Raw genomic sequence first — 25,043 nt, forward strand, 5'->3', positions numbered from 1 at the left:
GGTGCTGGAGTCCACCCGCGCCGTCGACACCGTGGTCCTGGACAAGACCGGCACCGTCACCGAGGGCCGGATGACCCTCACCGAGATCATCACCATCGCCTCCGCCACCTCCCTCTTCGCCACCGACACTCCCACCCCCGGTGGGCCGCACGGACCGGCCGGGGCAACGAACGCGGCGCGGACGCAGGAGACGACGCAAAAGACGCACGAGACCGGCAAGATCGGCGAGACCGGTGGGGGCGGGGTGGACGAGGTGGACGGGGTGGACGGGGTGACGGTGCTGCGGCTGGCCGGGGCGCTGGAGCACGCCTCCGAGCACCCCATCGCCCAAGCCGTGGCACGGGCCGCGGCCGAGCGGGCCGGCGAGCTGCCGCGGGTGCGGGACTTCGCCAGCCTGGAGGGGCTCGGGGTGCGGGGCAGCGTGGAGGGGCACAGCGTGCTGGTCGGCCGGCCCGCCCTGCTGACCGAGGCCGGCTGGCCGCTGCCGGCCGCCCTTCAAGAGGCGCTGGCCGCCGCGCAGGCGCGGGGCCGTACCGCGGTCGTGGCCGGCTGGGACGGCCGGGCCCGGGCGGTGCTGACGGTGGCCGACACCGTCAAGCCCACCAGCGCCGCCGCGATCACCGAGCTGCGCGCCCTGGGGCTGAGGCCGGTGCTGCTGACCGGTGACAACGAGACGGTGGCCCGGGCGGTGGCCGCCGAGGTCGGCATCGAGGAGGTCATCGCCGGGGTGCTGCCCGCCGACAAGGTCGAGGTGGTCAAGCGGCTGCAGGAGCAGGGCCGGACGGTGGCCATGGTCGGCGACGGCGTCAACGACGCCGCGGCGCTGGCTCAGGCCGATCTGGGGCTGGCGATGGGCACCGGCACCGACGCGGCGATCGAGGCGGCCGATCTGACCCTGGTCCGCGGTGACCTGCGGGTGGCGGCCGACGCGATCCGGTTGTCGCGCCGGACGCTGGCCACGATCAAGGGCAACCTGTTCTGGGCGTTCGCCTACAACGTGGCGGCGTTGCCGCTGGCCGCGCTCGGGCTGCTCAACCCGATGATCGCCGGGGCCGCGATGGCGTTCTCCTCGGTGTTCGTGGTCAGCAACAGCCTCAGACTCCGCCGCTTCACGTGAGAACGACCGGCGAGCCGGACGGGGACTCCCACGGCCTCCGCCGGACGCGTCATCCGCGGTGACGCCCTCAATCTATTGGTGATCGTTCGTTGAGCGGGCGTTGTTAGCGTGCGCCGATACGTCATGAATGCGGAGGTTCGCGAAATGCCCTCAGGACGGTACAGACCCGACCGGAAAACACACATGCAGATCCGCTCCGATCTGTTTCCGACCTCTCCGGGGGGAAGCGTCTGGGACGGCGCGGCCGACGTGGCCGGAGTGGTCACGGAGCGGGCCGGGCTCGCCCGCGAGGCGCTGATCGCGGCGATCGTCGAGGAGACCGCGGGCAAACTGAAGTACCTGGACGACCACTACCTGCACATCGCGGAGCGAGAGCGTCTCTACAAGGGCCCCGATCGGGACGAGTACTTCATGCCCATGACGGAGGCGGAGACCATCGCGGAGGAGGGCAGGAAAGCGGTGGACCGGGTGGTCGCCAAGTGGACGTCGCACGCCGCGCTCTCGCCGGAGGTCGCGGCGAAGCGAGCCGCCATGACCTACCGGGCCTCCGGCGCGGACCGGACCCTCTTCGACGCCTGCGACCTGAAGGATCGGTCCCTCCTGGACCCGCGCTTCGGCGCCACGCTCACGCTGCGGTTCCTGATCAGCGGGGACGAGCACATCGGCGGATGGGCCAGGGAACACGGTTTCGACATCACACCGGGCTCCCAGGAGGAGAGGTTCTTCCTCACCGAGCTCGCGCCCGCCGTACTGCGGGAGAGCGGAGAGGCGCTCGTGCGGTTCGGGCGATTCGCCTTCGTCGGCGCACCCGAGAACGTCACGGACCCGCGACTGCTGATCAACACCTTCGTGTGGGATCCGGACGCCGACGGCCGTCCCCTCTCGCGCCGGGACACGTCACCCGAGGTGGTGGCCGCCCGGCAGCGTTTCCGCTGGCAGTTCTGGAAGCGCATCGTGCACGAGTGCATCCACACGAGGGAGCATCCGCGGTTCGCCGCGGCGCGCCTGGGCACCGCCTTCGACATTCCCCTCGCCGAGGGGTTCTGCGAGTTCTTCACCAAGATGGTGATCGACGAGGTGCTCGCCACCCCGGAAACCTACCGGGCGGGTGTGGAGGAATCGGGCGCGGCGCCGGGCAGGGGCCCCGATCCGAACATCTACGGCCCCACGCCCTACGCCTACAAGCAGGAGTACGCGCCCATGGCCCAGCGGGTCGAGAACCTGGTCGGCCCCCTCAGCGTGGAGGAACTGGCGGCGGTCTTCTTCCAGGGGCACGTGGAGCTCATCGGCCTGAGCCCGCGGGGTGTCGAACTGGCACCTCTGCCGGACGGTATGCGCGGGTCCGTCACGGTGCCGGAGGGTGTCACCACCGTGGAGGAACTCGCCGAGCGGACCGGGGTGGCGCGTGGCACGCTGCTGGAGGCCAATCCCGGGGTGGAAGCCGACGATCTGCCGCCGCGGATGAACGTGCCGGGCTGGTGGGAGCACATGCTGCTGGTGCTCCCCGACGGCACCCGGGAGAGTCCGGCGCAGATCGCCGCCCAGCACGGGGTCACCGAGCAGGCGCTGCGCGCCGCCAACCCCGGCCTGCGCTGGAACGAACTGCCCGACGGCTTCCCCGTCCTGGTCAGGCAAGCTTGACCGGCCTCTCCTCCGCCCCGGGAGCGGGGGCCGGGAGACCGGCCCCCGGGGTCATCGGTCGTTCGCCGGGTCGCCGGGAACGCCATCCCGTCCTGTCCAGACTCCGTCGGTGAGGAAACGCTCCAGAACCGCCGAGTAGGGCCGGGGGGCCAGGCCCTTGCCCGCCGCCCATCCGTCGTCGTGGACGGTCCGCAGGTAGCGCGGACCGGCGTCGGCGACGAGCGTCACGACCTCGTGGCCCCGGGACACCAGTTCGAGGGCTCCCCACAGGTTGGCGCCGGTCGAACCGCCGACCGGCAGGCCGGTGACCGAGCGGACCAGCCGGGCGGCGGCCACGCTCGCGGCGTCGGGAACCGGCACCACCAGGTCGTAGAGCGAGGGGACGAACCCCGACTCCAGGCGCGGGCGCCCGATGCCCTCGATCCTGGACGGCATGCCGGTGCCGTAGTCGGCGACGCCGTAGGCCCAGCCGGGGAAGTAGGCGGAGTTCTCCGGATCGACCACCGCGAGCCGGGCGGTACGGCCGTGCAGGCGGATGTGCCTGCCGAGCGCGGCGGCGGTCGCGCCCGTTCCCGCGCCCACGACCACCCAGTCCGCCGGACGGCCGGCTCCCACCTGTGCGAACAGTTCCTCGGCCAGCCCCTCGGACCGCCAGTCGATCGCCCGCTCGGCCCAGGCGAACTGGTCCATGAAATGGCCGCCCAGCTTCTCGGCCAGCCGCCTGGCCTCGTCGTAGATCGCCAGCGGTGGGTTGACGAACCGGCACTCCCCGCCGAGTTCCTCGACCGGCGCCGCCCGCTCGGGCGAGGGGTCGCCCGGCATGACCGCGACGAACCGGAGCCCGAGCAGCCGGGCGAAGTAGGCCTGGGCGACGGCCGAGCCGCCCCCGGTGGCCTCGACGACCACCGTGTCCTCGCGGATGCGCCCGCAGGCGACGCCGTACCGGAACAGGGCCCTGGCGAGCCGGTGTTTCAGGGTGCCCGTCGGATGCGCCGACTCGTCCTTGAGCCGTAGCCCGGGAACGGGGAAGTCGATCAGAGGGGTCGGTGCCGCCTCGCCGTCCAGCCGTTCGATCGCCTCGGTCGCCCACATGGCGACGAATCTATCCCCGCGGCCGGGGAGGGGCACCGGGGCAGACGGCGGCCAGGCCGGTGACGGTCCGGCGGACGGGGACACCGGGGGCCGGGGACGCTCCGGTGCGGTTCACCCAGCAGAAGTCCACCCCGGCCGCCCGCGCGCAGCCGCCGTCGCTCGCCGGAGAGTCGCCGACCATCAGGGCGTCACGGGCCCGGGCGGCCAGCAGGCCCAGGGTGTGGTGGAGCAGTTTCCCGTCCGGCTTGCGCAGGCCGACCTCGGGCGCGATCACCACGTGCTCGAAGAACCCGCCGATCCGGGTACGGCGCAGCTTGGCACGCTGGACGTGGGCGATGCCGTCGGTCACCAGGGCCAGCCTGAAGCGCCGGGACAGCCGCCGCAGCGCCACCCTGGCCTCGGGGAACAGGGTCACGTTCCGGCCGAGCGCCTCCTCGAAGGCGGCCGCGACCGAGGGCAGGGCGCCCATCCGGGCCCAGCGTTCGAGGCGCAGCTCGGCGAGGGTGATGCGGTGCTCCCGGTAGGCCGCCCAGAGAGGCTCGTTGGCGGCGTGGAACGCCGCGAGGAACTCCGCGCGGCCCATCCGGAAGAACCGGTGGTGCACCTCATGAAGGGCACCGCGCTCCGTCCGGGCGTAGTCGACCACGGTCCCGTCCAAGTCGACGAGCAGGACCCGATACCGGTCTTCCCTCGCCGACCTCATCGCGCTCCGACAGCCGGAGGATCTCCTCGACCGCCGCCGCGTCGGTGACGTAGACGTGAGGCACGTCGACGAAGACCCGCATCGATCCACAGCCCACCCCGAGGTTCTCCGCGACCTCGCTCTGGATACTACGCAGCGGCACGTAGTTCAGGTAGGACGTGAACGCGTTCTGCGATCGGAACGCGGCGGTCGTCACCAGCCGCCCTTCGCGGAGGCGGAAGGCCAGGCTGGTCAGGCAGGGCACCGCGTCGGAGGGCTCGCCCGGGGCGGTGAGCGAGATCCAGCCGCTCTTGGAGTACGGCTTGGCGCGCAGCACCCCGGCCACCCAGCGGAGCTGGTCGACGCCGAGGAAGTGGCGCAGCCGTCCGCCGTAGCTGTACTTGAACGGCGGCACGATCGTGTTCTCGCTGAATTTCCTGCTGTACAGCGGGATCTTTCCCGCGTCGCCGTAGGCGCGCAGGATCGGGTCCTCCCAGCCGAGTCCCGCGATTTCGAACAGTACCGCGGGGGCCTCGACGATCGGTCCCCGATCGTCTTCGGCGGGCCCGCCGTTGGTCATCACGTGTCGCATTAACCAGATCCATGCCTCCCCACAAGACACGAATCTGAGAAAGTCGGGCATTCAGGTCTCCACGTTGGGGAAATGGAAGGGATTGCGGGGAAGTCTGCGCTGTCGTGAGACGTTGGCGCGGACGTAGTACACGAGATAGTGCACGAGGGCGAGCAGTCCGACGACAACGGTCAGGAGCACCGCGTTGGGGCTGACACCGGCCAGGCCGAGCACGCCCACGGCGATGTAGACGCCGTTGACGAGGGCGAGCATCATCACGTTGATCCCCGGCCAGGCGAGTGGCGCGTAGGTCTCCGGATAGCGGGGATCGACCGGCAGGTTGGGGGTCCAGCCGAGGGCCGAGAAGTGGTCCTTGAGCTGCACCACGTAGAGCAGGCGGAAGTTGTTGAGCGCCCGCGCGGTCCGCATGTGCGCGTTCACCGCCTCGATCAGCCGCAGGAACGGCAGGACGCTCAGCAGCCCGAAGGCGGCGATCACGGCGAACAGGTACCACGGGACCCTGGCCCACGCGGTCAGGGTGGTGGGGTCGATCACCTTCGTGCTCGCCAGCGCGATCGTGGCGGCGAAGGGCGCGGCGAGCAGGCTCATGGAGAGCCTGGTCATCTTGAGCCGCTCTTCCTTGGCCGCGAGATAGACGTTGTAGGTTCCCGCGAAGTCCACGGACACCAGTTGGACGAACTCCCGGGGTTCCACGGGCAGCCCGTCCAGCCTCTCGGGCAGGGCGTCCGCGGTCATTCGTGGGACCATTTTCCGCATCGGGACCCCACTTTCAGGAAATAGTGGATTACCCCGGGTAAGAAGATTTTGACCTACCCGTTGGATTTTCGCTGGAGATTTACCGAACGTGTATCTCTGAATTTTTCGGGCCCCGCCGGGAGGCGGGTGGGAGACCGGGAGGGGACGGACGACGCCGGATGTGACGAATGGCGCCGAAAAGGGGCGAACGGTGCCGGGAGGTGACGATGAGCCGTACCGGGCGACGGCGAGAAAAGCGGTCTGCGTAGGCTCGGGATGTGGATGAGAGCCAGGAGTACACCAGGTACCGCCAGGATTCGGCGATCCTCGCCGAGATCGGCCGCTTCCTCGGCCCCCAGGTCACGCGACTGAGCCTCCGCCTTTCTCGCGACCTGGCCGGGGCCGCGATCGCCGCGTGGGAGCGCGACGAGGAGGGGGAGGCGGGGCAGGAGACGCCGGAGCAGGCACGGTTCCGCGACCGCGCGGCGTCGCTGGCGCTGATCGGTCTGGCCGTCTCGGACCGCGGCGTCGCCTCGGGAGACGAGATCGTCGTGGAACTGGACGTGACCGAGGTGGCGGCGGCCCTCATGGCCGCCTATGACGAGGACGTCATCCCCCTGGAGTCCTAGGGTCCGCTTCCTGGAGTCCTAGGGTCCGTTTCGGCGGATTCAAGGGGCCTTTCCGCCCACCGCGGTCGCCCGGGCCGCCGACCATGCGTTTTCGTGGTGTTCGTGGCTGTTCGGGCCCGGCTTCTCCCTCCCCGGCGCCCTTCCTCTCCCCGGCACCGTACGGTTTGCGGGCAACCGGTCCGCCCACGGGGGCACAGTAGGCTACGGCCGGGGGTGTCGCAGCGAGGGCGAGGTGGGTTCGCGGTGCGGAAGTCAGGCGTCATGCCGACGCTCGATCTGGTCGACGTCGGCGAGCACGTGTGCTGGATCGTCGACCCGCTTCAGGGATACGCGGCCGCGACCTCGGCCTTCCTGGCCGACGGTGAGCTCTTCGGCGACAAGGTGGTCATTGTCGGATCGCTGCTCGACCCCCTCTGCCCGCCCGCGGGCGCCCTGCGGGACGCGACCGTCGTCGACCCGCGCCTGGTCCGCGGTGACGGCCCGACGCCCGATCTGGGCTCGATGCTGGGGCTCGTACGGCGGGAGGCGGACCGGGCGGGACGCCAGGGCTACCGGGCCCTTCGCGTGCTGGCCGTGATGGACCAGCTCGTCTCGCCGGAGGCCGACGCGAGCGCGCTGCTCGACCACGAGCTGCGGCTGGACGAGCTCGTCGCCGACAGCGCGGCCATCATGGTCTGCGCCTACGGCCGTGACTGTCTCGGCGCCGCCACGCTGGACCACGTGGCGTGTGTGCACCCCCGCGAACTGGGTACCGGACGTTCTGGACCGTCGTTTCGGATGTTCCACTCGGGCCCCGGCAGCTGGACCGTGTGCGGGGTGGTCGACTCCGACGGAGCCGCGGCGTTCGGCGCGGCCCTGGCCGCCGCGACGGTGCTCTCCCCGGTCCTACGGCTCCGCCTCGACGAGCTGGAGCTGATGGACGCCGCCGGAATGCGTGCGCTGGCGGAGGCCGCCACGGGAACATCCGTTCGCCGGATCATGATCGAGGGCGCGAACCCGACAGTGAGAGCGTGCTGGGAGATGCTCGGCTACAGCAGCTACGAGATACCCGTGGAGCTGACGCCATGACCACCGAGGCCACCGGCGTGGCGGAAGCAGCGGGCCTCCGCCACGAGATCTACTCCTACTCCGGCGAGGCGCAGTTCCTCACCGGGGTCCTGTCCTTCATCGACGACGCCCTGGCCGCGGGCGAGGTCGTTCTGGTGTCCGTGCCGAAGGACCGGGAGCGGATGCTCCGTGAGGAGCTGACCGGTTCCGACCCGGGTGTGGTGTTCATGGACGCCTCGGCGCTGGGCCGCAACCCCGCCCGGCTCATCCCCGCCTGGCAGCGCTGGATCAGCGAGCGGGCGGGCGAGGGCAGGCCGGTGCGCGGCATCGGCGAGACCGACTGGAACGGGCGGGGCGCCGCGGAGATCGAGGAACTGCGCTACCACGAGTGGCTGCTGAACCTCGCCTTCACCGGCTCGCCCGCCTGGTGGCTGCTCTGCCCCTACGACACCGACACGATCACCCCCGAGGCCATGCGGGCCATCAACCGCTGCCACCCGTTCTCCCTGCGGGAGGGGAGCCACCTGCCCTGCCCGGACTTCGTCCAGGAACCCTTCACCTGGGACGAGCTGGAGGCGTCCTGCGATCCCTTCGAGGAGTTCGCCTACACCAGGGGGGATCTCGCGGCGGTCAGGGACAAGGTGGTCGCGTGCGCCGCGCCGTACGGGCTGAAGGGTGACCGGCTGCGGGAGACCCTCGTCGCGGTCACGGAGGTGGCGGGCAACAGCATCGCGCACGGCGGCGGGCACGGGACCCTCCGCACCTGGGTACAGCAGGGCACGCTCGTCTGCGAGTTCCGCGACGAAGGGGTGATATCCGACCCCATGATCGGCCGTAGGGCTCCCACTCCCCACTCACTGCACGGCCGGGGCATGTGGCTGGTCCATCAGCTGTGCGACCTGGTGCAGATCCGCTCCACCCCCGAGACCGGGACGATCATCCGCCTGCACATCAAGCTCTCCACGCCCTGACCGTCCCCCTGTTCCGTCCCGCCTCGCTCAGCGGCCCGTCTTCGCGCGCAGGGCGGCCACCCGCGCCTCCCCCAGCGCGGCCATGGCCTCGATGACCAGCTCCATCTCGGCCTCCATGGTGCGGCCGGGGTCGGCGTGCACGGCGACGAACGCGCCGTCGAAGGACGAGACACCGAAGCCGGCCAGTGCGTCGGCGACGGCGCCGGCGATCTCCTCGCCCTCGGGGGCGAACGCCGACCTGATCATGTTTCGCATGTGGACGACCCCCTCGGTCCGTACTTCGGTGACGATCCTGGCGGCCTCGGGGGCCTCCTCGCTCATCTTCAGCAGGATGAAAAGCCGCAGGAAATCCTGGCGGGAGGTGAAGACCTCGCCGGTGCGGCGCAGATACCAGCCGAGCCGTTCGCGGGAGGTGCCGCCGGGGGGCAGCAGGGCGTGGCCGCGGTCGAGGTCGTCGAAGAAGTCCCGGGCGCCGCGCTCCATGACGGCGGCGAGCAGGCCCGCCTTGGAGCTGAAGTGATGGTAGATCGCGCTCTTGGGCAGTCCGGTCTCCTTGCCGAGGTCGGCGAGGCTGGTGGCGGCGTAGCCGCGGGCGGACATCATCCGGGAGGCGGCGTCCAGGATCTCCTCCCGTGAGCGGCGGCCCCGCTTGTTGAGGGTGTGCTGGGAGGTCTCCACAAGGTCGAGTCTACGGGGGGCTTGACAAGGGTGTATTCGGTGACATTAGCTGCATCACACACTTTCGAACCGGCCGTTCGGTACAAAACTCTATCTCGTTCCTTGGGCCCACCCCATCCCCTCGAGAGCAGCGCACCTCATGACCGAGCACTTCGACGCCGATGCCGCGATCATCGGCTACCGGCCCGGCGGCGTCGGCACCGCCAACGACCTGGACTTTCGCGGCGTGTCCGCAATCGCCAACTGATCAAGGAACACACATGACCACCCTGTCCTCGGCCGTCGAGACCGAAGTCCTCATCGTGGGCGCAGGCCCGGCCGGCGCCGCCGCGGCCGCCCTGCTCTCCACGTACGGCGTCGCCAACATCGTGATCAACAAGTACCCGGGCGTCTCCACCACCCCCCGGGCGCACATCACCAACCAGCGAGCCATGGAGGTGCTGCGCGACCTCGGGCTGGAGGCCCAGGCGACCGCGGCCGCGACCCCCCAGCACCTCATGGGCGAGCACGTCTACGCCACCAGCCTCGCCGGGCGCGAACTCGGACGGCTGCGCACCTGGTACACCCACCCCCACTTCCAGGCCGAGCACGACCTGGCAAGCCCCTGCTCGATCTGCGACCTGCCCCAGGACCAGCTCGAGCCGATCCTGGTCAACGCGGCGGCGTCCCGTGGCTCTTCCGTCCGCTTCAACACCGAACTGCTCGACTTCACCCAGGACGACGAGGGTGTGACGGCGCGGGTCAAAGACCGGCTGACCGGCGCGGAGTACCGGATCCGCAGCAAGTACATGATCGGCGCCGACGGCGGCAACTCCCAGGTGATGAAACAGCTCGGCCTGCCGCTGGTCGGCGAGATGGGCCTCGGCGGTTCGATCAACATCGTCTTCCAGGCCGACCTCACCCATCTCGCCGAGCACCGCCCCGGCGACATGTACTGGTTCATCCAGCCCGGTGCCGGCCATGACGGCCTCGGCATCGGCGTGCTGCGGATGGTGCGCCCCTGGGACCGCTGGATCGGCGTCTGGGGATACGACGAGTCGGCCGGCACTCCGGAGCTGAGCGAAGAGGACGCGGTGTCCATCGCACACCAGCTCATCGGCGACGACAGCATCCCGGTGAAGGTCGAATCGGTCTCGATCTGGGCCATCAACCACGTCTACGCCACCGACAACATGAAGGGCCGGGTGTTCTGCGCGGGCGACGCCGTCCACCGGCACCCCCCGATGAACGGGCTCGGCTCGAACACCTCGATCCAGGACAGCTACAACCTGTGCTGGAAGCTCGCGCTCGTCCTGCGCGGTGAGGCCTCCCCGGCGCTGCTGGAGACCTACCGGGACGAACGCCTCCCGGTGGCCGAGCAGATCGTCGAGCGCGCGTGGAAGAGCAACGGGTACATCCCCTCGCTCTTCCAGGCGCTCCAGCTGCCCGCCGCCCCCGACGAGCACTCCATGGCCAAGGCCGTCGGCGAGCTGGAGGCTCGGACGCCGGAGGGGACGGAGCGTCGCCGGGCGTTCGAGAAGGCGATGCAGTCCACCCTCATCGGCTTCAACGCGCACGGCGTCGAGCTGAACCAGCACTACCGGTCGGGCGCGGTGCTGGCCGAAGGGGCCACCGAGCCGACCGCGCCACGCGACGAGGAGATCTACTACTTCGCGTCGGCCCACCCGGGCCGGCACCTCCCCCATGTCTGGCTCACCAGGAACCAGCGCCGGGTGCCGCTCTTCGACCTCTGCGGCAAGGGAGCGTTCACCCTGCTCACCGGTCCTCGCGGGGAGGTGTGGCGCGAGGCGGCCGCCAAGGTCGCCGAAGAGCTCGGTGTCTCCATCCAGGTGCACACCATCGGCGTGGGCTGCGACTACGAGGACGGCTACGGCGACTACGGCGCGATCTGCGAGGTGGCCGAGGACGGTGCCCTCCTCGTGCGCCCCGACCACATGGTCGCCTGGCGCGCCCAGAACTCCGGAGACGACCCGGCCGCCCGGCTGGTCGAAGTCACCGGAAAGCTCCTGGGACGCGCGGGGCGGGAGAGCTGAAAATCCGGCTCCGGCCGTGTTCTACGCCGTTCCTCGCCCCCCGGCGGTCTCCGCCGGGGGGCGAGGAACGGTTCGGGCCTCAGAGACGGACGGGGGTTCGGCGCCCGGGAGCACCAGAAGCCCGGCCACCCCTCTCTCCTGCCGCAGATGACAAGGTCTCCTCGCACACCGCCCACCGGGTGTTCCCGCAGCCGTCCGGCTCGTTCTCTCCGGGGCGTGTCCGGCTCGCCGCCGCTTTTCGGCCTACGTGGCCTGTTCCTCCCGCAGGGCCTCCTCGACGGTGGCGGACAGCTCGAAGAACTGCAGCAGCCCCGTGGTGGCCAGCATGTGGCGAAGGGTGCGATTCGCGCCCGCCAGGACGAGGTGGGTGCCGGTCTCCCTGCTCCGGTGGAGCATCCACAGCAGCTCGGCCAGGCCGGTGGAGTCGCAGAAGGTGAGTCCGGTGAGATCAAGGACGAGCGCGGGCGCGCCGCCCGCGCCGGTGCCCCAGAGCTCGGTGAGCTCCCGCCGGAACATCGGCGCGTAGTCATAGTCGAGCTCACCCACCGCCCGGACCACGATGGCGTTCCCCCGCGAACCGGCCGAGATGGACAGTGCGCTCGTGCTCTCCGATGACATGGGAAAACTCCTTAGGCCCGCGGGTCACAGGGCGGGCGTTCCCTCCGTCCTATCAGGTATTCGTACTCGCCGCCGGTGGGGATGGGGTTACCACGATGATTGACATGATTTCGATGCGTTCATCCTGATCGTTGTGCGGTAAGCCGTCGGGCGAAAGAGAAGCGAGGGGCAGAAGGGGCGCAAGGGAGATCACAACGGCGGATCCCCAAGTCGTCACCGGGAACCGCGTGGGGGCGCGGGTACGGCGGGGCCGTCTCGTACTCGTTCCCGGGGGCGTTTCGTGCTCGTTCCGTGCCCATCTCGCGCTCGTTCCGTGCGCGAGTCCGGGTTCCGGTACCGGGCAGAATGAGTGGGTGTCTCAACGACGAGCCCACGCTCAGCTCCGCTCCACCACCGCCGCCTCATGCCCGTGCGGGAACGCCGCGCCCTACCGTGACTGCTGTGGTCGACTGCATCGGGGTGAGGCCGCCGCCACGACCGCGGAGACGCTGATGCGTTCGCGGTTCAGCGCCTTCAGCGTCGGAGACTCCGGCTATCTGCTGCGCACCTGGCATCCGACCACCCGCCCGCAGAGCGTCGACCTCGGTGGCGGGTTGCGCTGGGTGCGCCTGGAGGTCCTGGAGACCACCGGCGGCAGTGCCGTGCACACCGAGGGGACGGTACGGTTCCGTGCCCACTACCTGGATCGGGGCACGGCGGGGGAGATGGAGGAGAACAGCCGGTTCGTCAGGCACGGCGGTACCTGGGCGTATCTCGGGGCGCTCTGAGCTTCTCCGGAACGACTGTCCGGAGAGATCGCCGCACCGGCGTCGTCGTCCGGCCACGAGACGTTTCGCGGACTTCCGCCCACTGAGGGAGTTTCGCGGACTTCCGCCCACTGAGGGAAGAGCCGGTCGCCCGGCGGTCGTCTCAGCCGTCGCCGCTGAGCCGGCGCAGCAACGCCTGCTTGGCCGAGCCGAACTCCTCGTCGGTGAGCACGCCGGAGCGGTACAGCTCGCCGAGCTCTCCCAGACGGCGCAGCGTGGCGTCCTGTCCTTCCAAGTCGGCCAGGCGGCGCAGCAGGGTCTCCCGTTCGTCCGACGCGGCGGGGGCCTGGGGCAGTGCCGCCGGCCGGCGGGGGTGACGGGGCAGCCGGGCCAGTACGGCCGCGGCGACCAGGACGGTCGAGCCGCCGTAACGCTGCACGCCCCAGGACACGCAGTGCGGGTCCTCCTCCGGTGACTTGGCGGAGGCCGCGCCGTTCAGGTGGAAGCGGAGCCGGCCGTAGTTCATGCCCGACTGCGGGGCCCATTCCACGCCGGTCAGGTCCTGCGACGCGAAGGTCTGTGAGCCCATCGCCCGCTTGACCTCCTTGGCGAACATGGTCCAGTCCAGCCGGACGGTGTGGCCGTCGAAGCTCACCGTGCCGTCGCCCGCGGTCGCGGAGATCGGTACGGCCGGGCCCGGAAGCAGGAACGACTCGGCGGGCGTGTCAGGCGTCTGCTCCATCGTGAGGTAGGTGCGCACCTCGTCGGCGAGATACGAGGCGGCTCCGGCGCGGTCCTTGGGGACGGCCAGCCGGTAGGGGTCGGCGGGTTCGGTGAGCCGCCCCGCGGCCACGTCGGCCAGCGGGTCGGTGCCCGATCGCAGTCGGAGCTGCAGGCTGCCGCCCTTGCGTGAGGGCTCGAAGGAGACACTGCTGATCGCGGCGAGCGGGATCGTCAGCTCGCCGAGCTGCTTGCGCAATTCATGAACGCCTCTGTCTCCGCCCGGGACGATCCTGAGGGTCTCGCCGTCGAATGTCCACGATCCGTCCGGGACGAAGATCTCCGCCATGTCCGTCAGCCTAATGCCCTGATCGCCGCCGCTCATGGGGAAAGTCCCGTCAGGAGAGGCCGGGTGACACCTCGCGTCCGGCGACCTCGGCACCGCCCGGCGTGATCACGTCCACCGATCAGGGGCGTCACCGTGCGTCACGGCCGCTCTCCGTTCGCGAACGGTGCGCCGTGGATCCGGGCCTTCCGGGACTCCGGTCGCGGGAACGTCTTTCGGACGCCTCCGGTGGGCGGGACCCGGCGTGTTCCGACCGGCGGGCCGTCCTCTTTCCCGCATTTCCCCCGGCGTGTTCACTCTGCGTTTCCGTGGTCCTCCGAACGGTGTCCGGCGCGACGTCCGTGCCGCTGGACGACGTCCGGTCCGTGTCGTTTCGCATTCGTTCCCCGAGGGCTTCTGGTTTCGCGCTAGCGGCGCGGTGGGGGGTTCTCCGTGTGGCGTGTTCCCTCGTGTCCCGTTTCTCGGGATGTCTCACCCGGTCTCGCCCGGCGCCGGAGGCCGCCGTCTCGCGGGAGTGCCCCATTTTATCAAGGGGAACGCATTTTCAGTGCACACTTTAAATAATGCTGAAATGAATGGGAGTTCGCCGTCCGGGTCGCCGCCTCTGCAGCGTGGTGGCGCGTTATGACCAGGTGGACACGGAGTGCAGCGGATGGCGGGGCGTCGGAGGGCCGTCATTTCTATGACGTTCTCCGAGGGCTGTCAAGCGTATGTGGATTCACCTTTAGTTGAAGTTTGGGGCCCTTCGCGAAACGACGTAATGACTCCGTGCGTTCACCTAATGGCCGACCGTGTAAATCGTTTTTAGTAGTTGATTTTTATATGGGTGATCGGCCTATGCTGACTCGTCGGGTCTGTTGTTTTCATGACACGCCGACTGTGCGGGTAATGGGTCTTCCAATGTCAGCGACACCTTGGTTCGACATGCTCGGGGGAGCATTCCGTTGCTGGTCGGCACATCCAGGGTCACTGATTGTGTGACTCCGAACTCGCGCGTCGCGGAAGACGTCAGAGGAGAGTTTGTTGTCAGCTCACTCCACTGCTCGGGATGGTGGAAGTTTTCGATCGTCGCGACGTCGGCTCGCCGCCGCCGCACTCGCTGTGACCATCGGTACGCTGTCGGGTCTGGTCTCGATGGGACCGGCCTCGGCCGAGCCGGCTCCCGCCTATGACCACAGCAAGGAGAAGGGGGTCGCGCCGGGGACGCACGGGCCGTTGCCCAAGGGGTTCTCCACGACCCAGCTGTCGGTGAAGTTCAAGTCCGATCGGGAGGTACGGCTGCGCGGCCAGAAGCTGGTCGCGGAGGGCACGTCCGACGCCTCCGACATCCAGCAGGTGCTGGCCAGGTACAAGGGCGCGACGATCAGGCCGCTGTCGTCGACGCCGGAGACGAAGGTCACCGAGCGGCGGCTCCAGCTGGAGAAGCGGGTCGGCCGCGAGCTGCCCGACCTGAACTCGTGGTTCGTCGTCACGGTGCCCAAGGGCATCGAGTCGCTGCTGAGCGACCTGAACGCCCTGCCGTCGGTGGAGATCGCCCAGGCCAGGCCGATCCTCACATCCCCCACCGAGCCGCTGCGCACGCACCAGAGGTACCGCAACGCGACCGGTTCCGTGCAGGGCGGCGGAGTCGACGCCGACTACGCCAACGCGCAGACCGGCGGCAAGGGCGACGGCATCACCGTCACCGACATCGAGGTCCAGTCCTCGGTCGTCCCGGAGTACGGGGCGCAGAAGGTCGCCGCGGGTGACGACCACTCGCTGATGGTGACGTGGAGCACGTCAGGCGGGGAGGTGTGGGCGTGGGGCGACAACGCCCAGGGCCAGCTCGGCATCGGCAACACCGCGTCCAAGAAGGTCCCGGTGAAGATCCCCGGCCTGACCAACGTCAACGCCGTCGCGGCCGGCACCGGCTTCTCGGTGGCGCTGAAGTCCGACGGCACCGTGTGGGCCTGGGGTGACAACAGCCAGGGTCAGCTCGGCAACGGGACCACCACCGACAGCCTGGTTCCGGTGCAGGTCGCCGGGATCTCCACCGCGACGGCCGTGAGCGCGGGCGCCGGTCACGTGCTGGCCGTGATGTCGGACGGTACCGTCCGGGCCTGGGGTGACAACAGCAAGCGCCAGCTCGGCTACGGCACCATGGACTCCGCGCTCGCGCTCACCGTTCCCGGCCTCACGGGCGTGTCCACCGCGTTCGGTTCCGTCGCGGCGGGAGCGGCACACTCGGTCGCCGTGCTCGCCACCGGCACGGCTAAGGCGTGGGGGGACAACAGCCAGGGGCAGCTCGGCGACGGTACCCTCACCAACCGGACCTCTCCGGTCGCGGTGTCCGGCCTGACCAACGTCACCCAGGTCAGCAGCCGTGGCGAGCACGTGCTGGCCCTGATCTCCGGCGGCACGGTCAAGGCATGGGGGGACAACAGCCAGGGTCAGCTCGGCGACGGCACCACCACCGACCGCAAGACCCCGGTCGCGGTCTCCGGCCTGACCAACGTCAGCCAGGTGGCCGCCGGTTCCCTGCACAGCGCCGCCACCACCTCGTCGCTCACCTCGACGACCTACACCTGGGGCGACAACGCTCAGGGGCAGCTCGGCAACGGCACCACCACCGACTCCACCAGCCCCGTCGCGCTCTCCCTGACCGCCGAGTCGATCGCGGCGGGCACGGTGCACAACGTCGCCAAGCTCAGCCAGTGGTTCCACGTGTGGGGCTCCAACGGCAGCGGCCGGCTCGGTGACGGCACCACCACCTCCCGGACCAGTCCGACCCAGCTGAGCGGACTGATCAACGCGTGGAACATGTGCCACGAGGACCTGGCCGGACGTGTCGCGACCGGTGCGGTGGTCCAGTCGCCGTCCCTGTTCGGCGAGCCGTGCTCCAACGACCCCAGGGTCGGCCACGGCACCGCCGTCGCCGGGGTCATCGGTGCCCAGGACGACAACGGGGTCGGTATAGCGGGCATCGCACCGCACGCCACCCTGCACCTGACCGGCGCGGACGTCCCCGACGTCGTCGCCTACGCCACCGCGCACTCCAGCCCGGGTGACGTGATCCTGTACGAGACCGCGATGGTGGTCGACACCTCCGGTCGCATGTATCCGTGGGAGCTGGACAGCGGCATCTACGACCAGACGGTACTGGCGACCGCCGCCGGAGTGACCGTGGTCGAGGCGGCCGGCAACGGCGGCAACGACCTCGACGACCCGACCGACACCAACGCCACCACCCTCATGGGCCGCCCCGACTCCGGCGCCGTCATCGTCGGTGCCGGAGCACCGCCCAGCCCCGGCGGGACGAACTGCATGGGCTCCACCCCGCCTGCCGAGCTGACCGCGCTGTCGTTCTCGACGTACGGCTCCCGCGTGGACATCCAGGGCTACGGCGCCTGCGTGGCGACCCTGGGCATCCCCGGCTACCAGGACCTGACCCCGACGGAGACCAACCCCAACAAGCTGTACACGCCATACTTCAACGGCACCTCCAGCGCCAGCGCCGTCGTCGCCGGAGTGGTGGCCGACCTCCAGGGCGTCGCCAAGGCCGCGAGCGGCGTGCTCACCACGAGCCAGGTCCGCTCGACCCTCAAACTGACCGGTACGGCCCAGGCCACCGGCGACCCCCACCACATCGGCCCCCGCCCCGACCTGCACGCGGCGATCGACGACATCCTGACCCCCTAGACGACTGACTCCCAGAGGTGGCCACAGAAGGAAATCGTGGCCACGTGAACAGAGGTGAGGGTGTCCGGCCCCGGTCCACAACGACCGCCCCGGACACCCTCACACTCGTGTTTCAAAGCCAATCCAACGAAGCCCCCACCCGATCCAGGATCGCGATGGCCAACCGGTCGAGTGGCTCCCCCTGACCCGCTCGACCGGATCGGGGGCGTCGCCCTCGGCGGTGGATCGCTCCGCTCGGGCCGTACGGTCGTGTCACCTGATCAGGGAGTCCGCCGCGAGGAGTCCCGCGCCGAGCTGTACGGCGACCAGCGTGCGGATCGGGATGGGCGTGGCGTTGGTCTCGGCTTCCGCCTCGTCGAACCACGCGTCGAAGCGGGTGCCCAGCGCGGCCCGTTCCGCCCGGATGGCCGGGGTGTGGTTGCCCGCGGCGAGTTCGGCGTCCAGCATGCGCAGGTAGGTCCCGCCGTACCTGAGCCGCATGGTGTGCGTGCGCTGCCGGAGGTCGACGACCTCGGCGACCGTGGCAGGCCTGTCGATCTCCGGCAGGGCCTCCCACGCGGTGAGGAGGCCGTCGTAGGCGGTGAGGAAGTTCAGCAGGGAGCGGCGGTACGGCGAGGGCACGGTCAGGTCGCGCTCGACCGCGGCCACGGACCGTTTCAGCTCGGTGAGCAGGCCGCGCTCTTCGGCGAGGCCGGTCGCGAGGACCTCGCTGTACCTGCGGCCGGTGGGGGTGTCGTCGCCGAAGCGGGGGTCGGCCCAGTAGGGCAGCTCGGTGACCAGGTGCAGCGCGCCGAAGCAGGCCGCGTAGTCGACGCTTCCGCCGCCGATGTTGTAGACGGCGGCCACTTCGGCGCCGAGGGGCGTCGGGTAGACGGCGGGGCCGATCGGGACCGCGCCCGGCACCTCCGCGGCCCCCATGTGCAGGGGCAACCCCTGGCCGGTCGCGAGGCCCGCCAGGCGGGTCGCGAGTTCGGGTTCGTTCCTGTTGAGGTAGTAGAAGGCACCCTGCAGTTCGCCGTTGTGCAGGGAGTAGACGAAGGCGGGCCTGACCTCGTCCATCAGCCGCATCAGGGCCTCGGTCTCCGGCAGCGTGCGGTCGAAGAAGTGCTCGCCCTCCGTCAGCGGGAACGTCCACTCCACCTGGTCGGCCTCCGCCGGGCGGTAGAAGTGCTCGGCGTAGGCGCGCCGGTCGCCCGGCCTGACGTACCAGCCCTCGTTGAGCCTGGCGCCGTCGGGATCGACGCAGGGGATCAGGTGCCAGCGGAACCCGAACTCCTCCCGCAGCCAGGTGTCCTCGACGAGCTGCCGCAGCAGGGCGGAGACGGTGAGGGACCCGATCGGCTCGTTGGGGTGGGGGCCGCCGATGATCACCGCGTCGCGGGGGCCGGAGCCGATCGTGGCCACGCGGAGCGGCTCGCCCAGGCGTGAGGTGCCGATGCGGCGCAGCCGTACCAGGTCCGGATGGGCGGCGGCGAGTTCGTCGAGCTCGGCGTGCATCTCGTCCACGGTCGGGAACGCGGTGTAGTCGGGAACCCGGCTGATGTGCCTGTCGACGTCCATCTGGCCTCCGCACGTTTCTAGTAGTTGAATTACTCTAATAATCCAATTATCGTTTCGGCAACCAGACGGAGGAACGAGCCCATGAGGATGACGAGGGCGCAGAGCAAGGAGGCCAACAAGCGTGCCCTTATCGACGCCGCGCGCGACGTGGTCGGGCGGGAGGGCTCACGGGCGAAGCTGGAGGAGATCGCCGAGCGGGCCGGTCTGACGACGGGCGCGATCTACTCGCTGTTCGGCGGCAAGAACGGGCTGCTGGCCGCCATGGTGACCGACTACGCGGGCCAGTTCGGCCCGAGCCTGGTCGACGGCCTTCCTCCCGACCTGTCGCTGGAGGCGATCGTGGCCGAGGTGGCCCGCCGCTTCTGGCGCATAGCGAACGATCCCGAGGCCGTCGGGCAGCTCCTCTTCGAGGGGCGTCTGCTGGACCTCGTGCTGCACGACGCGGAGCTGCGGGCCAGGCTCGGCGAGGCGATCCCCTCCATGGAGACGGCGTTCGCCGCGCTGTTCACCGGCCGCGCGAGCGGCGGGTCCGTGCTCACGCACAGGCAGGCCCTGCGCCTGGCCCGCGCGCTGAAGGCGACGATGTCCGGCCTCGGCCAGACCGTCATCCTCGGCCTCCAGGGCAGCTCCGAAGAGTACTTCGTCGACGTCGCGCACGCTCTGATCACACCGAGAGTGCTCGGCCCGGCATAGCCAGGCCACGGGTTCAGGGGGAACCGCGAGGCCGGGAAGACCCCCACCCGAGAGGATGACCTTGTCCAGATCCACCTTCGGCATCATCGGCGCGCCGGTGATGTTCATCGGATTCTTCCAGCTTCTCGAAATGATGATCTCGCCCGCGCTTCCGCTCATCCAGCGGGAACTGGCGGCCTCACCGGGCCAGCTGGCGTGGATCTTCACCGCATGGCTCATCAGCTCGGCGGTCAGCACGCCCGTCGTCGGGAGGCTGGCCGACCTCTACGACAAGCGGACCGTACTGCTCTGCGTGATGGCGGTCACCACCTTCGGCACGCTCGTCTCGGGCCTGGCGCCGAACCTGCTCGTGCTGATCGTCGGCCACGCGCTCCAGGGCGTCTGGCTCGGCATGCTGCCGCTGACCGTCGGCCTGTTCCGCGCCACCCTGGCGCCCGAGCGGATCGCGACCGGCAACGGCCTGGTGATCGGTGTCGCCGCGCTGGCCGGCGGCCTCGGCCTGCTTCTCGCCGGACCGCTCACCACACTGCTGGGCTTCCGCTGGATGTTCCTGCTGACCCTGATCGGCGCGGCCGCCGCCGGGATCTGGGCGTGGTTCACGGTGCCCTCGACACCCAGGGCCGCGGACGGCCGGATCGACTGGACCGGCGGACTGCTGCTCGGCGGCGGGCTCACGCTGCTGATGCTGGGGCTGACCACCTCCTCCGGCAGCGGATGGACCGCTCCAAGCACCCTCGCCCTGCTCGGATCCTCGGCGCTCCTGCTGGTGGTGTGGCTGATCGTCGAGCTGCGGGTGAGCGACCCGCTGGTCGACCTGCGGCTGCTGGCCGGCCGCCCGGCGGCGGGGGCCACCACGATGGGCTTCGTGTTCGGCTTCGCCTCGTTCGGGCTCGTCGTGGCGCTGCCGCTGATGCTGACCGCTCCCGCCGAGACCGGGTACGGCATGGGCGCCACCGTCACGCAGATCAGCCTGTACATGTTCCCCCTCGGCGTCGCGGGCACGCTCGTCGCACCGCTGGTCGGCCCGCTGACCCGTCTGCTCGGCCGACGGGCCACCCTCGCACTCGGCAGCGCCCTCATCTCGGGCGGCACCGCCATGCTCGCCTTCCTGCACGACTCGCCGTGGCAGATCGTGGCCGGGGTGACGGTCGTGGGCCTCGGCTCGACGATCGGGCTGACGGCGGTGCTCAACGTGGTGGCCACCGACATGCCCGCCGAGCGCGCGGCCGGGGTGAGCGGCGTGATCTTCATCGCCAAGAGCATCGGCGGCAGCTTCGGCGCCCAGGTCGGCGGGATGCTGCTGGCGGCGGGCACGGCCGGCGGAATGCCGTCGGAGCAGAACTTCGTCAACACCTACCTGCTGTCAGCCACCATCGGCCTCCTAGCCATCGCCGCCGCCCTCACCATCCGCCCCAAGGCCCCCTCACCCACCCTCACCGCCGTGACCTCCTGACGGCGGCGTCGCGGGGAGCAGGACGGTGGTGGTTACCGTCACTGTGGGTGTAGGGGGACCATCCCCGCCTGCGCGGGGAGCAGCCGGGCAGCCACAGCAGCTCTTGGACGGTGGGGGGACCATCCCCGCGTGCGCGGGGAGCAGTACATGTCCATCCAGGAGTTCGCGCTGGACTGGGGACCATCCCCGCGTGCGCGGGGAGCAGCCGGAAAGCCCCTCGTCGATGAGGTCGATGCAGGGACCATCCCCGTATGCGCGGGGAGCAGAAGAGGCTCTCTGACGGAAACACGAAGGCGACGGGACCATCCCCGCGTGCGCGGGGAGCAGACTTGATGAGCTGCGGGTTTATCGGCGGCTGGGGTGAAAATTGAGCACTTTCGATGACTTGGACATTTCGGGCACCCTGTCTGGGGGCAGGTGTGGTTGGCGACAGATTAGCGTTTAGCGAGTAAGGAAGTGATGCCCGGCCGGGTGTGGGGTCCCAGGCCGGGCACCGAGGGTCTGCATCGACCTGGGGGCAGGCGGACGCGGACCCGCGCGGTTCCCGCTTCCCCGGTGTGTTCCGGGAACCGCACGAGGTGTGCGATCCAGGCCCCTTTTTCCCAGATCGCACGATCAGGGGAGTACGGCGTGCCGTGGGTTCGCGGCGCCGTACCGGGTCGGTCAGAACCGCAGGAAGGACCGAGGGATGGTCGGTGGCGGCTTCGGGGCGGGCATGGCGGCCAGGAGTTCGGCCTGAGCCGTCAGCTTCTCGTCCAACCGCTCGGCGGTGGCTGCCATGATGAGGAGCCTGATGCCCACTGCGACTTCCTCCCTGGTGGGGAAGGTGCGACGGTAGGCGCTCCAGACGCTGTTTCCGGTTCCGGCGTCGTGGAAGATCAGCCAGTCCGGATGGGTCTCCTCCAGTGCGGTGCACTGCTGCCGTCGTGCGAAGTCGGGCCGGTCGGGGCTCATGCGACCCTCCGGTAGGGATGCGGTGATACGGCAGCCCGCGCGGGGGAAGCGGGGACGTGAGCCGGAGAAGAAACGTGGCCGTGCCCGGTCGGGGACGAGGATGTAGGAAGTACCTGCCAGGTGAAGACCGTCTCCTGCTGGCGCATCTGTTCCTCCAGTCCTTCGGAGGTGTCGTCGCAGACGATCACCGGCTCGGGGGCGGGCCAGCCGGCGATGGCGTAGAAACGGCGGTTCCCCAGGCTGTAGAGGACCAGCCAGGTGGGCCAGGAACGTTCCATCCGCTCAGCCTCGGCACGGGCGGGACCGTCCCACAGGCGGCGGTGGACGCTGGTGTGCGGCTGTCCGTTGCGGTGACGTCCCGGAGGACGGGAGGAACGCAGCCCGATCACGAGGTCACCCGCCGGGCGATCTCCTCCTGCTGCTCCACGGCGGCCTGGACCTCGGCGAAGGTGTCGGCGTCCACGGCGGGGTCGGCCCCGGCCCGTACTGCGTCAACGGGGAAGGGCGTCTGGCGGAGAGCCCAGAAACGCCCGGCGTCGCTGAGGATCAGCCGCCAGCCCGGGATCGCCTGGCTCGTGGGGATGGACCTAGCATTCTCCATGGGTCGCACTCCTTTGCGATCAAGGGTTCGGCTGGCGCTGCAGACATCCAGCCGAACCCGGCTTATGGGGTGAACGGAAAGTGCGCTGTCCGACACGGGTGGTCGGGGCTCGGGGATGGTGGCCCGGATCCGGCCGGGACCACGGGACGTGGGCGGACGGTCGCGGGCAGGACGAGAGCTGCCGAGGCGCGAGCCGCCGGGCCGGGACAGCCCGATGGGGCGGGAGCGCGGACGGGGGAAGGGATGAGGCGCTCGCTTGGGCAGTGACGGCCGTACGGGCGTCGCGGCCGGGACAGGCGTGTCCAGGGTGGGCGTGCGCGGAAGCGGCTCGTTCTGGACAGATGTCTCGGGCGTCGAAGGCTGGGCGGTCCTCGGGACGAGCGGCTCCTCCGGGGAGGCCGGGGATGTCCGTACGGCGGGCCACTCGGGACGGCGCTGGGCGGGCACCAGCGTGACCACCTCGACCGGAGCCACTTCGGCGGGCGCTTCGACACGGGGAAGGGGACACGTCCCGGCGCGGTGTCGCTCCCGAAGCCGCGCCGCCATCAGCGCGCCGTCCGGCTGGACGTAGTCATGATCGACGCGAAGGTCGGGGCAGCCGTGTGCGTACGGCGCGTGCCCGCACAGCGTGCATCCCATGGGCAGCGGTACGGCATCGGCGAAGCAGCCACAGCCGTCCCTGATCGTCGGCCGGTCCAGGACCGGGGCACTAGGGTTGGTCATCGGTCAGGAGAGCCTTCCTGATCAAGGGCCCGTTGTCGGTGTAGGAGACCGGCAGCGGGTCTGTTTTTAAGGTGATGCAGTCTGATGCAGTGTGCTGCACCAGACTGCATCAGGAGTCGCCTAACAGGGGTAAACTGCACCCGCCTAGCGTTCCGGTCATGAGCCAGGACTGGGAGTGGGATCAGGATCGAACGATTTGGGAGCAGATGTATGAGGTCCTGCGAAGCCGGATAGAGCAGGGGATTTACCCCTCCCGATCGGCAGTGCCGAGCCTTGATCGACTCCAGCAGGAGTTTGGTGTTGCGCGGGTGACCGTCCAGAAGGTGATGCGCATTCTCAAGGACGAAGGCATGATCAAAACGATCGTCGGCAAGGGCACATTTGTTAGACCTCCGGAGGAGTGGGGGCAAAGTTCGGATCGGTAGGGCATGGTTCCCGGGATCTTGCTGGTTGCCGTCCGGTGCTCCCCGTGGAGGGAGTGGCTACTGCACACATCATGGGCGTGCATACTGCACATGTGCAAGCGGTATGCACATAGAATTTTCACAAAGAGTAGCGGCAGAATAACGCTATGCCAATGAAGTCCCCCACTGTGCGTCACCGTCGACTGGGCCGTGAACTGCGGCGACTCCGCGAGGCCGCAGGACTCAGCGTGGATGCGGTCGCCGTTCATCTTGGTTGGTCCCAGAGCAAGGTGAATCGCATCGAGAACGCCCGTATCAACGTCTCCGGCACTGATGTCGCCAATGCCTGTGATCTGTACGGTGTGGACTCCTCCACCAAGGCAGGTCTGATCCAGCTCGCCAAGGACGCCAGCCAGCGTGGCTGGTGGACCGCCTACAGTGACGTGTTCACCGGCTCGTTCATTGGGCTCGAAGCCGAGGCATCAGAGATTCGGATCTGGCAACCACTCCTGATCCCGGGACTACTCCAAACCGAAAAGTACACGCGAGAGCTTTTCCAAGCGGGACGGCCGGACCTCAGCAAGTCAGACATGGATCGTCACGTTGCTGCCAGGATGGCAAGAAAGATCGCGCTGGTCATCCCACCCATGTTGCACGTGGTGATCGATGAGACCGTCCTGCGGCCGATCGAGCACACCGGGGTCATGGCCGAGCAGATCGAGACGCTCGTAGAGCTCGCCAACCGCGAACCCGTCACGATCCAGGTTCTTCCGCGCAACGCAGGTTTCCACCGAGGGCTCGAAGGGGCTTTCTCCGTCCTGTCTTTCAGCGAGCAGGCCGATCCCGACGTCGGATACGTCGAGAGTCCCGCAGGCGATATCTACGTAGAAGCGCCCAGCCAGGTGAAGCGACTTATGCTGACGTTCGAGCGCCTCGCTGGCGTGGCCCTGTCTCCCGAAGAGTCCGCGTCCTTCCTCATCGCAGCAAGGAGTAGACATGCTTGATTCCTTTGCCCTGTCCACGGCCCGCTGGCGCAAGTCCAGCCTTAGCGGCACTGGTAACGACTGCGTTGAGGTGGCCACCAACCTTCCCGGCCTCGTCGCCGTCCGTGACAGTAAGGATCCCTCCGGACCAGCACTGACCTTCACCCCGATTGCCTGGAGCAACTTTCTGGCGGGCATCCGCCACGGAGATCTTCAGAGGTAATGGCGGATCCACGGAGGTAGGGAAATCTGGCTTCGCCTCCGTCGCGTGGAGTGAATTGTCATCTCCGCACACGTGAGGAACAAGGCGTCTTCTCGGTTGGGTGAGCATCCCCGCGTGTGCAGGG

At 69.4% G+C, this 25,043-nt stretch carries 24 protein-coding genes and 1 CRISPR repeat array (1 of these 25 running past the window's edge); of the genes, 13 read left to right on the plus strand and 11 right to left on the minus strand.

Going from position 1 to position 25,043, the window contains the following annotated elements; translation table 11 throughout:
- On the plus strand, positions 1 to 1,117 hold a 1,117-nt coding region (locus AB0N02_RS00005), incomplete at its 5' end, for an HAD-IC family P-type ATPase (protein ID WP_363940667.1).
- A gap of 183 nt (positions 1,118 to 1,300) precedes the next feature.
- Entirely contained in the window at positions 1,301 to 2,758 is a 1,458-nt protein-coding gene (locus tag AB0N02_RS00010) for a hypothetical protein (protein WP_363940669.1), read from the plus strand.
- Between the two features lie 51 nt (positions 2,759 to 2,809).
- Here the strand turns inward: AB0N02_RS00010 and AB0N02_RS00015 are convergent, their stop codons facing one another.
- The 4 genes from AB0N02_RS00015 to AB0N02_RS00030 are packed head-to-tail and all read right to left on the minus strand — an operon-like array spanning position 2,810 to position 5,859.
- Positions 2,810 to 3,850 (minus strand): pyridoxal-phosphate dependent enzyme, encoded by a 1,041-nt coding sequence (locus AB0N02_RS00015; RefSeq protein WP_363940671.1) that lies wholly within the window; start codon positions 3,848 to 3,850, stop codon positions 2,810 to 2,812.
- A gap of 10 nt (positions 3,851 to 3,860) precedes the next feature.
- Positions 3,861 to 4,553: an HAD-IA family hydrolase gene (locus AB0N02_RS00020; protein ID WP_363940672.1), complete on the minus strand. Its 693-nt coding sequence runs from the start codon at positions 4,551 to 4,553 to the stop codon at positions 3,861 to 3,863.
- Positions 4,456 to 5,124: a thymidylate synthase gene (locus AB0N02_RS00025; RefSeq protein ID WP_363940674.1), complete on the minus strand. Its 669-nt coding sequence runs from the start codon at positions 5,122 to 5,124 to the stop codon at positions 4,456 to 4,458. Before AB0N02_RS00025 ends, AB0N02_RS00020 begins: the two co-directional genes overlap by 98 nt.
- Positions 5,125 to 5,175: 51 nt before the next feature.
- Positions 5,176 to 5,859 (minus strand): hypothetical protein, encoded by a 684-nt coding sequence (locus AB0N02_RS00030; RefSeq protein WP_363940676.1) that lies wholly within the window; start codon positions 5,857 to 5,859, stop codon positions 5,176 to 5,178.
- A gap of 278 nt (positions 5,860 to 6,137) precedes the next feature.
- On the opposite strand from AB0N02_RS00030, the gene AB0N02_RS00035 reads away from it, so the two are divergent.
- From AB0N02_RS00035 to AB0N02_RS00045, 3 genes are all read left to right on the plus strand, one after another.
- Positions 6,138 to 6,488 (plus strand): hypothetical protein, encoded by a 351-nt coding sequence (locus tag AB0N02_RS00035; RefSeq protein ID WP_363940678.1) that lies wholly within the window; start codon positions 6,138 to 6,140, stop codon positions 6,486 to 6,488.
- A 243-nt stretch (positions 6,489 to 6,731) separates the two neighbouring features.
- Complete coding sequence (locus tag AB0N02_RS00040) at positions 6,732 to 7,556, plus strand: MEDS domain-containing protein (protein WP_363940680.1); 825 nt, start codon at positions 6,732 to 6,734, stop codon at positions 7,554 to 7,556.
- Complete coding sequence (locus AB0N02_RS00045) at positions 7,553 to 8,506, plus strand: sensor histidine kinase (protein WP_363940682.1); 954 nt, start codon at positions 7,553 to 7,555, stop codon at positions 8,504 to 8,506. Before AB0N02_RS00040 ends, AB0N02_RS00045 begins: the two co-directional genes overlap by 4 nt.
- A gap of 27 nt (positions 8,507 to 8,533) precedes the next feature.
- On the opposite strand, the gene AB0N02_RS00050 is transcribed toward AB0N02_RS00045, so the two are convergent.
- A complete protein-coding gene (locus AB0N02_RS00050; protein WP_363940683.1) occupies positions 8,534 to 9,184 on the minus strand; it encodes a TetR/AcrR family transcriptional regulator in 651 nt (216 codons plus the stop codon).
- A gap of 260 nt (positions 9,185 to 9,444) precedes the next feature.
- Between AB0N02_RS00050 and AB0N02_RS00055 the strand changes: the two genes are divergently transcribed.
- Positions 9,445 to 11,217, plus strand: a complete 1,773-nt coding sequence (locus AB0N02_RS00055) for an FAD-dependent monooxygenase (protein ID WP_363940685.1) — start codon at positions 9,445 to 9,447, stop codon at positions 11,215 to 11,217.
- 243 nt (positions 11,218 to 11,460) lie between these two features.
- Here the strand turns inward: AB0N02_RS00055 and AB0N02_RS00060 are convergent, their stop codons facing one another.
- The gene (locus AB0N02_RS00060; protein WP_363940687.1) at positions 11,461 to 11,835 is read right to left on the minus strand and encodes an STAS domain-containing protein; all 375 of its coding nucleotides are present in this window, start codon (positions 11,833 to 11,835) and stop codon (positions 11,461 to 11,463) included.
- Positions 11,836 to 12,188: 353 nt separating this feature from the next.
- Here AB0N02_RS00060 and AB0N02_RS00065 point away from each other — a divergent pair, with 353 nt between their 5' ends.
- On the plus strand, positions 12,189 to 12,602 hold the full coding sequence (locus AB0N02_RS00065) for a YchJ family metal-binding protein (protein WP_363940689.1): 414 nt from the start codon (positions 12,189 to 12,191) through the stop codon (positions 12,600 to 12,602).
- A gap of 142 nt (positions 12,603 to 12,744) precedes the next feature.
- Here the strand turns inward: AB0N02_RS00065 and AB0N02_RS00070 are convergent, their stop codons facing one another.
- A complete protein-coding gene (locus AB0N02_RS00070; protein ID WP_363940691.1) occupies positions 12,745 to 13,650 on the minus strand; it encodes a DUF4429 domain-containing protein in 906 nt (301 codons plus the stop codon).
- A gap of 1,098 nt (positions 13,651 to 14,748) precedes the next feature.
- Here AB0N02_RS00070 and AB0N02_RS00075 point away from each other — a divergent pair.
- Positions 14,749 to 17,325 carry a S8 family serine peptidase gene (locus AB0N02_RS00075; protein ID WP_363940693.1) on the plus strand — a complete coding sequence of 859 codons (2,577 nt, stop codon included), beginning with the start codon at positions 14,749 to 14,751 and terminating at the stop codon, positions 17,323 to 17,325.
- Positions 17,326 to 17,577: 252 nt separating this feature from the next.
- Here the strand turns inward: AB0N02_RS00075 and AB0N02_RS00080 are convergent, their stop codons facing one another.
- The gene (locus AB0N02_RS00080) at positions 17,578 to 18,885 is read right to left on the minus strand and encodes a M14 family zinc carboxypeptidase (protein WP_363940695.1); all 1,308 of its coding nucleotides are present in this window, start codon (positions 18,883 to 18,885) and stop codon (positions 17,578 to 17,580) included.
- Positions 18,886 to 18,966: 81 nt separating this feature from the next.
- Between AB0N02_RS00080 and AB0N02_RS00085 the strand changes: the two genes are divergently transcribed.
- Complete coding sequence (locus tag AB0N02_RS00085; protein ID WP_363940697.1) at positions 18,967 to 19,578, plus strand: TetR/AcrR family transcriptional regulator; 612 nt, start codon at positions 18,967 to 18,969, stop codon at positions 19,576 to 19,578.
- A 61-nt stretch (positions 19,579 to 19,639) separates the two neighbouring features.
- The gene (locus AB0N02_RS00090) at positions 19,640 to 21,031 is read left to right on the plus strand and encodes an MFS transporter (RefSeq protein WP_363940699.1); all 1,392 of its coding nucleotides are present in this window, start codon (positions 19,640 to 19,642) and stop codon (positions 21,029 to 21,031) included.
- Between the two features lie 663 nt (positions 21,032 to 21,694).
- Here the strand turns inward: AB0N02_RS00090 and AB0N02_RS00095 are convergent.
- The 3 genes from AB0N02_RS00095 to AB0N02_RS00105 are packed head-to-tail and all read right to left on the minus strand — an operon-like array spanning position 21,695 to position 22,586.
- A complete protein-coding gene (locus tag AB0N02_RS00095) occupies positions 21,695 to 21,985 on the minus strand; it encodes a hypothetical protein (protein ID WP_363940700.1) in 291 nt (96 codons plus the stop codon).
- The gene (locus tag AB0N02_RS00100; protein ID WP_363940702.1) at positions 21,982 to 22,374 is read right to left on the minus strand and encodes a hypothetical protein; all 393 of its coding nucleotides are present in this window, start codon (positions 22,372 to 22,374) and stop codon (positions 21,982 to 21,984) included. The genes AB0N02_RS00095 and AB0N02_RS00100 overlap by 4 nt, the downstream gene beginning before the upstream one ends.
- Positions 22,371 to 22,586 (minus strand): hypothetical protein, encoded by a 216-nt coding sequence (locus AB0N02_RS00105; protein ID WP_363940704.1) that lies wholly within the window; start codon positions 22,584 to 22,586, stop codon positions 22,371 to 22,373. The genes AB0N02_RS00100 and AB0N02_RS00105 overlap by 4 nt, the downstream gene beginning before the upstream one ends.
- An 881-nt stretch (positions 22,587 to 23,467) precedes the next feature.
- On the opposite strand from AB0N02_RS00105, the gene AB0N02_RS00110 reads away from it, so the two are divergent.
- From AB0N02_RS00110 to AB0N02_RS00120, 3 genes are all read left to right on the plus strand, one after another.
- Positions 23,468 to 23,734 (plus strand): GntR family transcriptional regulator, encoded by a 267-nt coding sequence (locus tag AB0N02_RS00110; protein ID WP_363940706.1) that lies wholly within the window; start codon positions 23,468 to 23,470, stop codon positions 23,732 to 23,734.
- 152 nt (positions 23,735 to 23,886) lie between these two features.
- A complete protein-coding gene (locus tag AB0N02_RS00115; RefSeq protein ID WP_363940708.1) occupies positions 23,887 to 24,717 on the plus strand; it encodes a helix-turn-helix transcriptional regulator in 831 nt (276 codons plus the stop codon).
- Positions 24,710 to 24,919 (plus strand): DUF397 domain-containing protein, encoded by a 210-nt coding sequence (locus AB0N02_RS00120; RefSeq protein ID WP_363940710.1) that lies wholly within the window; start codon positions 24,710 to 24,712, stop codon positions 24,917 to 24,919. The genes AB0N02_RS00115 and AB0N02_RS00120 overlap by 8 nt, the downstream gene beginning before the upstream one ends.
- Before the next feature lie 100 nt (positions 24,920 to 25,019).
- Positions 25,020 to 25,043: direct repeats of the CRISPR family, unit length 28 nt; it runs 552 nt beyond the window's last position.

It is taken from the genome of Streptosporangium sp. NPDC051022 (assembly GCF_040683035.1).
Classification (GTDB): Bacteria; Actinomycetota; Actinomycetes; order Streptosporangiales; family Streptosporangiaceae; genus Streptosporangium.